At 48.8% G+C, this 1,821-nt stretch carries 2 protein-coding genes; both read right to left on the reverse strand.

Features of this window, described 5'->3' with window-relative positions; genetic code table 11:
• A partial coding sequence (locus HMPREF2894_RS08985) for an ABC transporter ATP-binding protein/permease (protein WP_141754514.1) occupies window positions 1-1,271 on the reverse strand: 1,271 nt, incomplete at its 3' end.
• The coding region (locus tag HMPREF2894_RS00535) for an ATP-binding cassette domain-containing protein (protein WP_141754515.1) at window positions 1,264-1,821 on the reverse strand (558 nt) is incomplete at its 5' end. The genes HMPREF2894_RS08985 and HMPREF2894_RS00535, both read right to left, overlap by 8 nt.

The following is a 1,821-nucleotide window of genomic DNA, read 5'->3' on the forward strand; positions in this document are numbered from 1 at the left end:
TCATAACGGCCGTAGTCTTGACTCACCAAACCCACATTTGCCAATAAATCATCAGGTGATATGTCCTGTACCGGCTTATCTCCGATTAGGATGTCTCCTTTGGAGGGCTTAAGCATGCCCATGAGTGCATTTACTAGGGTTGTCTTTCCCGATCCGCTGGGCCCGACAATACCAATCATCTGCCCGGGACCAAAAGTGAGATTGATGTTTTTAAGAGCTAAAGAATCAGCTTTTGGATACTGGATAGCAAGATTCCTAATGGAAACGCTGCAGATTTCGGGGTAGGTATCGGCAACCGAATTTTTCTGCTTGGGCTGTGCGCTAGAAATAAACTTTCGATATATATCAATTGCGTTTGACCCCGCTGCCATCGAGCTAAGGTCGCTTCCCATCGAGCCAAGCGAGACTATAGCCGAGGTAATACCTATAACAGCTCCAGCAAGAGCACCGGGAGCCGGCGCCGAGGCCGCTAGAAAAATAAGGGCTAAAGCTAGCAATGCAGCGCTTATAAAACCAACAATTGTATATATTCTGAGGATGTAACGAGCTAGGCCAATTTCCTCCTCACCGGATTTTTTCCGTTCTTGATTAGCGCGATGCGCAAAGAACGACCGAGCATTAAGAATTGCAAGCTCACGAGCAGTAGTTATTTGTGCAATCTGGTTAGTGCTATGCCACGCGTTGTAGCTATATGAATATATTTTTTCCATTGCCTCAGCATTCTTACTCGAATAGAGATGTGACATAAAGGCAACAGGAATCATGCCTGCAAGCATGCAGAGTGAAGCATATACATTGATCTTTCCTACGGAATAACTAAGGGCTCCCGTCGAAAAAATGATGAATATCAGAGCACCCATAGTGGAAACTTGAGACCCCAGGCTCCCCCCTGTCACAGCTTCATGAGCTGCCCTTGATGAGCGAGCATAATCACCGCTTGCGATTTCCTGAGAGGAACAAGTCGCCAGACGAGAAGATACGTTCTGAATACCCGTACTTGACATTCGAGAATTTAGAATCATACGCAGAGAGTCTGATGCTTGTCCCAGGGCAATGTATCCTGCCAGCACAAAACTAACCCCCAGCGCTAGCGGGAGCACTTCATCCTGGCTCTGGCCCAAATGCTCAACAAGTCTAGTGACAGCCTCCATCTGCAGAGCAGGGAATAGTGATAGGCACACAACAGACACTAGATAGGAAACGGTCCATACGGGGTGATTTTTGAAAGCATAAACCACGGACCAAACAGTATTAGCCATAATCTTACGCATCTTTATAGTCCCTTTCAGCGGAAGTTTTGCGCCCTGCAGAATCTTCAGAGATCTGATTTTTGAAAATTTCCATAAACTTTCCCTCTACCTTCAGTAGCTCCCGGTAGGTTCCTTGTTCCACCACACACCCACCATCCAACACCACCACAGAATCAACACCACGCAACGTCCACGCACGATGAGACACCAACACCACCAAACGCCCAACAGCAGCCACCTTCAACCGAGCAAAAATCTCCTCCTCAGTCTCAGCATCCACAGCACTGGTCGGCTCATCCAACACCCACACCGGCGCATCCCGAAGAACCACACGCGCCAACGCCAAACGCTGCCACTGACCACCCGAAAGACCAACACCACCAAACGACTCACCCAACTGAGCATCCAAACCGCCCTCAAGACCACGCACAAAATCATCAGCACAAGCCACCGACAAAGCCGACCACAAATCGGCATCACCAAGACGCTCAACCGCCGCCTGAGGCAAACCCAGAAGAAGATTTTCACGCACAGTCAGTTCATAACGGCCGTAGTCTTGACTCACCAAACC

Origin of the sequence: Rothia sp. HMSC066G02 (assembly GCF_001813145.1) — a bacterium.
Taxonomy (GTDB): Bacteria; Actinomycetota; Actinomycetes; order Actinomycetales; family Micrococcaceae; genus Rothia.